Genomic DNA, 6,974 nt, shown 5'->3' with positions numbered 1-6,974 from the left:
ACGCCCTCACTCCGTCACACCCCGGCGCGAGTCTCATCCTGATTGACGCTGAATCTCACCTAGATTGCCGCTACGCATCGCCCTGTGGTTGGGTCACACCGACATCCGTACAACGGAGGTCTACCTGCGCATGGATCCTACCGAAAAGCTGGAAGCGGTCGAGGCGGTCGTCCCGCCAGAACTGCGACGCGGACGGTTCAAGGCACCGGATGCTTTGATCGCATCGCTGCTTTCGGACTTGGAAACACCGGCGTGATCGGATCGGTTACAGATCTGAGGCGGCGTCGGCGCACCGCGTGAGCCGCTTGGTTCCACCGGCATCCTGCTTGACATGGCCCGCACCATGTCGAGCGGGATTGGTGTCGTCGGCTCGGAGCGTGATGGCAATGACATCGGTAGGGGCGATGACGCTGCGACAGCGGTGTTCCTGCTGATGATGAGGCGATCATCCACGTCGTTCTCGGCCGACAATGCCGCGAAGCCCCGATACGGCCTCTCATCTCGGCTGGTCTGGCGCCGGTCCGGCCTTGGCCTGCAACGGCTTCGCCGACCTTCTTCCCCTGACCGCAAGCGGCCATTCCTCGCGAGCCAACAAGCTCGGCTACCGCCGTCCTCCGCTGGCGCTGTGGTCCTTTGGATGCAGCAGGCCAACCTGTCGCCTCTCGACCGCCATCGAGGCCGCATCGGGCGGCTTCGAACAACTCTCAGGAGAAACGACAATGGCTCAGATCGGCACCTTCACCCGCGACGAAACCGGCGCCTACAACGGTACCATCAAGACCCTCACCCTCAACGTCAAGGCATCCATCAAACCCTGCGACCGCGACAACGATCGCGCCCCGGACTTCCGGGTCACAGCAACGGGTGTCGAGTTCGGAGCCGGCTGGAGCCGGACCGCCCGGGAAACCGGCGCCGAATACCTCTCGCTCAAGCTCGACGATCCGTCCTTCACAGCTCCGGTCTATGCCTCCCTCGTCCAGGGCGACAAAGGCGAGCACAAGCTCATCTGGTCCCGCTGACCAGAAACACGGCGCTCCGCCCACAGCGGGGCGCTACCCATCAACCCCCGGAATTATGCGGAGTAAAATCCACCGCAAACCTCGGCAAAGCAGGCTTCAGCGACCAACGCTCCGCATAATCCCGCTCTCTGCATAATCAACGTTATGCGGTGCACCGCATAAGGTCGAACTCGGCGCAGCCTGGCAGAAGACCTCTGAGCAGGGCCGCGACTACCTATCGGTCAAGCTCGACGATCCTTCCTTCCCGGCCCCGATCTACGCAACGCTTACCGAGGTCGAAGGCGAGGATGGCCTTCAGCTTATCTGGTCTCGCTCGAACCGGGACTGATTGACATCACGAGGCTCCGCCACAGGCGGGGCCTTCCCCTCTTCCGAGAGGTCAAAGCCGGACCTGGCGTCGAGCCAGTTTCGGCTTTCGTGGTGCCATACGGTGGGCGGGGAAGTTGCTCATAATGCGGAATGGTACCAAATGAGCAGGACGGCCTCAAGGATGAGCGGTTCCCCCATCAATTCTGAAAAACGGAGCGTGTCCGTTTGACAAAATCGGCTCCCCCACTCCCCGGCTCTGCCGGTCGCATGGGCGATCCCTGACCCCGGGCGCTCTTCGCGCCCCGTCCTCCCGTCTTTCGAAACTCAAGGAGAACGGGACGATGACAATGTCACTCGAAACACTGATTGAAGAACTGCGTGCCGAATTATCGAATACGTGGGATCCGGCAGAGCGTCGGCTGCTTGTTGTCGAACTCGATCTTGCACGGGCCGAGCTTCAGGTCCGAATTGCGGACCTGATCGATAGAAACGACACCGAGCCGCCTTTTTGAAGGCGGCTATCGACTTGAAGCGATCGGGAGAGATTTTGGCGTGGCGATAGACTATGGCCGGTGGCCGATAACAGGCGACTGTCGGCCAAACTTACCTGCCAAGTTTCTGACTTCGTCGTTTCTTCGTATCAAGCCGCAGAGCAAAGGTCCTCAATGAGATCGCCTCCTGAGTGCTGCGATCATCTGCCGATGACACCTTTGTCTGAATGCCGTCCGCCAGAGGGGCGTCCGACCCGGACTGAGGTTCGGGAGGGCTGCCTTGTTCTCGAAGTTCCAAAATCATACTCACCAGGCCCATACGCAAAACTACCTTCTCATCATCGAGCGCAAGCTCCGCATGATAATGGTGATGAGGAAACCGTGCCAGAGTTTTTTGAGGACGACACGGCGCAGCGCCGCGTTTATGGGCCTTCGTAGCGATCGATCAGGTTGCGCAATTGTGCATTCTGGAGCTTCAGCTTTTCAGCAAGCTGTTTGCGCAAATCTTCGATGTCCCGATCAAGGTCGGCCATCTCATCCGAGTCCGACTTAGGGCTGGGGTTCGCCTTTTTCGCAAACTCGACAGCCTCAAGAGCGATTTCCTGTTGGCCCCGCTTGGCGACCGCGTGTTTGGGTTTTGCGGGTGCCGGTGCTTTCACGGTTGGCGGCTTTACCGCAATTATTTCTGGTTTGGTGTCTGTCTCTAATGAAACGACCGATTCCGCTTTCTCTTCGATGGGCAGTGCCAACTCTACTGACTTCGTTTCGGCCACAGGTCCTGTGTCGTCGACGGTCGCCGGGTCTTTGATGACTTCGCGCTTGGGAGTGTTTTCCGGTTCAGGCGACGTCACGACAACGTCCTCAATGCGTCCAGCAATATCGTCCGTGCTTGCTGCAGTCTTCTTCGCATCAGGTACAGCCGGTGTTACCTCAACTGTACTTGTCTGCGGGGCGGTCTCGGTCTTGGATGGTTTTCCCGACACCAGGTCCGCAATCATTCTCCATGGTGTTCTCATCGCACTTCAACCTCGATCAACAAGGCGGGATAGGTCCCGCATCAATAAATGCCGGACCTTCGAAAAAAGGTCCGGCTATGTCTTCGTTCCCGATCTTATGCGAACAGCCGCAATTGATTGAGACGGTCAGCTCTTGCCGAGCTTCTTTTTCAGGTCGGCGTTTTCTGTGCGCAGCTTGTAGCCAAGCTCCTTACGCAGAAGCTTGTTTTCTTCTTCAAGCTTCAGAAGGTCAGAAAACTCGTCGGATGCGGCGGCAGCGGTAACCGGTGCCGGGGCGTCTGCGACCGGCTTTGCGACGGCTGCGACGCGCGGTGCCTTGGTTGCCTTTTCGGCTTTTGCAGCCTTGGCCAGTTGCACTTCTGCAGCTTTTTCGCCGCGCTTTGCGCGGATCTTCTTTACAGGTGCTTCTGCAGTGGTCGCTGCAGCAACTGCTTCAGCCGCAGGCTTCTTGCGGTTGAGACCACGGGTCTTTTTCGCGACTGGCGCGGCCGCGGCAGATTCAGTCGCAGCATTTTCGACGGTCACGCCAGTATTCGTCTCTTCAGCCATCAGTTATCTCCTTGCTGGGCGAGCCTTTCATTGATGGACATGCCTGCAGAGTCAACATGTGAAGGCGATACGACATGTCTAGATGCTTGCTGCCAAGTGAACGGTATGGAGACGGGAGATCGTGTAATCAGCGGAGGGCAGATTGAATGCAATGTTACATGCGGCGCTGTCTTGATTGATAATCAGGGGGTCACGATTTCAAACCTTGTCGGGGGCACCACTTTTTCTATAGCAATGTCAGCTATTTGACATGCCTGCTACTCTGAAAATGAGTGGCGGGCATGTGGCATTCTGTCACGCCGGAAAACACCGGATTACGTGGGACTCCCTACAGCCTCGGCCGCTCCGTGCGACATTGATTGCAACATGCCACATGCCGTGGCAGTCTCGAACCAAGCATTGGGGGGGATGGCATGGAAAAGATATTGCTCTGGGTTGGCTGGATCGGGATCGCCATTGTGATCTTCGCGCTTCTCGCGATTGTGGCAGCTGCCGGTCGCGGGTATTACCCCATGCTTGCCCTCGTCGCGGCACTTCCATGGGCAGCGCCGGCTCTCGTCGGGTTCGTGCTTGTCGCAGCGTTTGGCAGCATGCTTGCGCAGCTCAAGGCCATTCGAGCGGCTTCTGAAAGACAAGCAGACATCTTTCAGAAGCTTTTCGACCGCAAGCCATCAGCCTAAATTTACGGAAAAATACTTAGTGAGGCAGCGATGCCCGAGGTGTTCACACCAAAGACCCTTGCCCAGCGATGGAGTGCTCGGAGCGCCACATTCGCAAAATGATCGAAAATGGCGAGCTCCCCGCTTTTCGAGTGGGCAAGCTCGTGCGCATCCGGCGCGACGTAGTAGAGGAGCGCGATCCCGCCCCTTTTCCTACCGAACTCTCAGACGTGGCTGCAAAAATCTCTGACGCCTTCTCCTAAATGAAGGGTAACCAAATAATCGTCACCGTTAAGGAAGACGGTGGGAGACATGAGGCATGGTTTTCCGACAAGGATGAAGCGAGAAATACCGCCAGCAGCAAAGCGCTCGGCTTGCGGAGATAGATCAAACGCAGACAGAGACCGAGTAAGCCCTCGGTGGACACGGAAGAGCGGGCAAAGCGCGGCGCGCGCCTGATGCCGGACCAATACGCGGGCGTCGTCGCGCGGAGCCGGGAGGCCGATCCGGGTATCGGAGAGTCCAGCCCCGCGGTCATCATCTTTCAGAGCGGTGAAATGCCGGATCCGGAATAAGTACAACTTGCAGATTTGCGAGTTGCTCTGCACACTGACGGTCCATAAGCTCGACACATGAACGACATCACCAACCGCAACTATGATATTGCCGCAGCGCGGCTTGCCGGAGAAAAGGTGAGTTCTCTAGCAGACAAGTAGGGGTTGCACGCCAAATCGATTGGGCGGATTGCACAAGAGAACGCAATTTACGTGGAGCGACGCGACAATCGCCCGCTGCCACACAGTCTCACCGCAAGGGCTGCCGTAGCGATCGAGGATGCTCTAGAAATTTGGCCGACGGACGCGGATATTCCTTATATAGCCGACAGGTGGTACCGAATCCTTCGTTTTCCGAATCGTCGAGGAGTGATTGCGGATATCAGGGAGTGACTGGGCATCAGTCGCTAACAGACTTCGCTGACTTCAGTTCAGTGACGTAGTCGCAACAACGATACACCGTCGCACCATGGGTAGCTTACCAGAGCAGGCCAGCCGCGTTCCAGTTGATTAACTGCGGCGTGAGTTGGAAGGGATGAAATAAATTGGAATGCCAATGCTAATTGCATACAGGGCGCTTGCCACAGCTGCATTCTGCCTCGCCTATACGCTGTCTTTCAACCTGCCAAAATGGAGCAGTTACGAAAACGGTCCGATCGAGATAACTCAGAACCTAGTTCTGGTGCTTGGGGCAGTACAAGCCATAAGCTACGTCGTTCGGGAGAAATCACCATGGCGAAATCTGTGGGCTGCCGCGGTCCCAATCTGGATAATATGCGTAGGAAGAGAACTAAGCTGGGGCGCTGTATTCGTGCCACCCGCAGATTTTGCGGAGATCGGCCCTTTCTACACCAGCACATCGTTGCCGTACAAATTCTTGGTTGCGCCAGCGGTCGGCGCCCTTCTCATGGCGTCGGCATTCATCTTCATTCGATGCAAGGTTTGGAGGCTGTGCCGCTCAATGTGGAGCTCTGGGCACTTACCGCTCCTAGAAACCGGGATGACTGGAGTTGCGCTCCTGCTCACGACTGCGGCTGAGAATAACATGGGGTTAACTTTGCAAAACTACCTCGGCTTTAGCCAGATCTTCGAGGAAACAGTGGAACTGGCAGCCTACCTTTTCTTACTTGCTGCGCAGCAGCGTATTCGTGCTGCAGAACTGCAGGCTCAGTCATACCCGTAAAGTCCGTGTTAACCATGTCGCTTTAGTGAGGTGTCACGGACATTAGAACCCGTACTGACTCTCTTAATATCCTCCGCATTGATTAAGCCCGCTTCGGCGGGCTTCTTTTTGTCCGCCGTGCGGGTAGGCTCATCAGCAGACCCAGGCGTTAGTCCGAGGATCATAAGCGCTACGCCAGCCAGAAAGAAAAACCCTGCGAGCGTGACAGGGAAAATAAGTTCAGTCATGAAGGCTTTCCACCGCGAGATAAGGAGGCCCTAGAACCTTCGCCCGCGTGCATGGTTCCCATCCCGCTGCCACGGCCAGCCGAATAGCTAATGAAATTTTAACGGGAAAATCACAGCTAAGTCTTGAACGACTGCTGTGCGTATTGGAGACTTGCCTCTCCCCCAGGGAAGGGCGTAATGCGTGTGTCCCACGGATTGGCGAGGCACTGGCCAACCAGTACCTTGTCGCGACGACACCCCCTCGTTCGTCGCCGCCCGTTTTGGACGAGCATTCGCGATAACCTTACCGGTTAACAATAGGTTAATTCGTGAATTGCAATTCCGCCTAGCAGGCATAAGAGTTTGTGCTTTCTGGGAGGAAGGTATGAGGCGAAAAAGCGCAAATTCCACTCGATCGGATCGCATAAGCTTTAGATCCCGAAGTAAGCCGCATCCGCCTCCGAGCAAGGCTCGGGGTTTACGTATGGCCGAAGCCGCACTTCTCGTACTCAAGCGTGCAAAAGCAGTCACCTGGGTGGATAGTGAAGACTAGAGTTTCCAACGATAATCTTACATGCCCCCTAGGTATTCGCCTGCGGACCGCAGGTTAAAGGCTGCAATTGTCCAAAGCGTCCCACGCGGTCAAGGCGCTCACTGAGGTAAAGGATCACATTGCGCGCGGCATAGACGTCCCTGCTGCTGGGTCGAGTGGGGTAGATGGCTGATCAGGGTGACGTCGCTCTAGCCGCGCCATAGATTTGACGCTCAACCCGATCCAGTCTCTCTGGAAGGTCAAGGATAAAGTCGCTGGTGCCCTGCATATGGGCATACGCTGGAGCCCGCCTAGTCATTGACGCATTGGGACGAATCCTCCAACATCTCAGGGCCTATCGCCCGAACTCGTGAAGCTGGCTGAAGAGCTTCGGGACCTCGCAGAGGCACCGCTTTTCGCATCTGAAGATGTTGCAAATGATGATCGCGCCTTGTT

Annotated in this window: 10 protein-coding genes and 1 pseudogene; 8 read left to right on the top strand and 3 right to left on the bottom strand. The window is 56.6% G+C overall.

The genetic code is table 11. From position 1 onward, the window contains the following. Window positions 1-130 precede the first annotated feature (130 nt). From AAIH70_RS25705 to AAIH70_RS25690, 4 genes and pseudogenes are all read left to right on the top strand, one after another. A complete protein-coding gene (locus AAIH70_RS25705) occupies window positions 131-256 on the top strand; it encodes a hypothetical protein (protein WP_430036425.1) in 126 nt (41 codons plus the stop codon). A 463-nt stretch (window positions 257-719) separates the two neighbouring features. After that, on the top strand, window positions 720-1,019 hold the full coding sequence (locus tag AAIH70_RS25700) for a DUF736 domain-containing protein (RefSeq protein ID WP_024318408.1): 300 nt from the start codon (window positions 720-722) through the stop codon (window positions 1,017-1,019). A 163-nt stretch (window positions 1,020-1,182) separates the two neighbouring features. Next, a pseudogene (locus AAIH70_RS25695) lies at window positions 1,183-1,347 on the top strand (DUF736 domain-containing protein); the annotation flags it as partial. A 328-nt stretch (window positions 1,348-1,675) separates the two neighbouring features. Continuing rightward, on the top strand, window positions 1,676-1,840 hold the full coding sequence (locus AAIH70_RS25690; RefSeq protein WP_430036422.1) for a hypothetical protein: 165 nt from the start codon (window positions 1,676-1,678) through the stop codon (window positions 1,838-1,840). A 401-nt stretch (window positions 1,841-2,241) separates the two neighbouring features. Here AAIH70_RS25690 and AAIH70_RS25685 read toward each other — a convergent pair whose 3' ends face one another. Both AAIH70_RS25685 and AAIH70_RS25680 read right to left on the bottom strand, forming a co-directional pair. Further along, complete coding sequence (locus AAIH70_RS25685; protein ID WP_430036420.1) at window positions 2,242-2,817, bottom strand: hypothetical protein; 576 nt, start codon at window positions 2,815-2,817, stop codon at window positions 2,242-2,244. 144 nt (window positions 2,818-2,961) lie between these two features. Further along, window positions 2,962-3,384, bottom strand: a complete 423-nt coding sequence (locus AAIH70_RS25680) for a SyrB-like regulator (protein WP_430036418.1) — start codon at window positions 3,382-3,384, stop codon at window positions 2,962-2,964. Between the two features lie 413 nt (window positions 3,385-3,797). Between AAIH70_RS25680 and AAIH70_RS25675 the strand changes: the two genes are divergently transcribed. From AAIH70_RS25675 to AAIH70_RS25660, 4 genes are all read left to right on the top strand, one after another. Beyond that, on the top strand, window positions 3,798-4,064 hold the full coding sequence (locus AAIH70_RS25675; protein WP_430036416.1) for a hypothetical protein: 267 nt from the start codon (window positions 3,798-3,800) through the stop codon (window positions 4,062-4,064). Between the two features lie 68 nt (window positions 4,065-4,132). Continuing rightward, window positions 4,133-4,306, top strand: coding sequence for an excisionase family DNA-binding protein (locus AAIH70_RS25670; protein WP_430036414.1), 174 nt, complete (start codon window positions 4,133-4,135; stop codon window positions 4,304-4,306). A gap of 156 nt (window positions 4,307-4,462) precedes the next feature. Continuing rightward, window positions 4,463-4,618, top strand: coding sequence for a hypothetical protein (locus tag AAIH70_RS25665; protein WP_430036412.1), 156 nt, complete (start codon window positions 4,463-4,465; stop codon window positions 4,616-4,618). A 535-nt stretch (window positions 4,619-5,153) separates the two neighbouring features. Beyond that, window positions 5,154-5,780, top strand: a complete 627-nt coding sequence (locus AAIH70_RS25660; protein WP_430036410.1) for a hypothetical protein — start codon at window positions 5,154-5,156, stop codon at window positions 5,778-5,780. Between the two features lie 8 nt (window positions 5,781-5,788). On the opposite strand, the gene AAIH70_RS25655 is transcribed toward AAIH70_RS25660, so the two are convergent. After that, window positions 5,789-6,007: a hypothetical protein gene (locus AAIH70_RS25655; RefSeq protein WP_430036408.1), complete on the bottom strand. Its 219-nt coding sequence runs from the start codon at window positions 6,005-6,007 to the stop codon at window positions 5,789-5,791. Between the last annotated feature and the right edge of the window lie 967 nt (window positions 6,008-6,974).

It is taken from the genome of Neorhizobium sp. BT27B, assembly GCF_050455485.1.
In the GTDB taxonomy this organism is placed as follows: domain Bacteria; phylum Pseudomonadota; class Alphaproteobacteria; order Rhizobiales; family Rhizobiaceae; genus Neorhizobium.
Note: the sequence above shows the minus strand (reverse complement) of the source record. Positions and strands in the feature narration are given on the sequence as shown.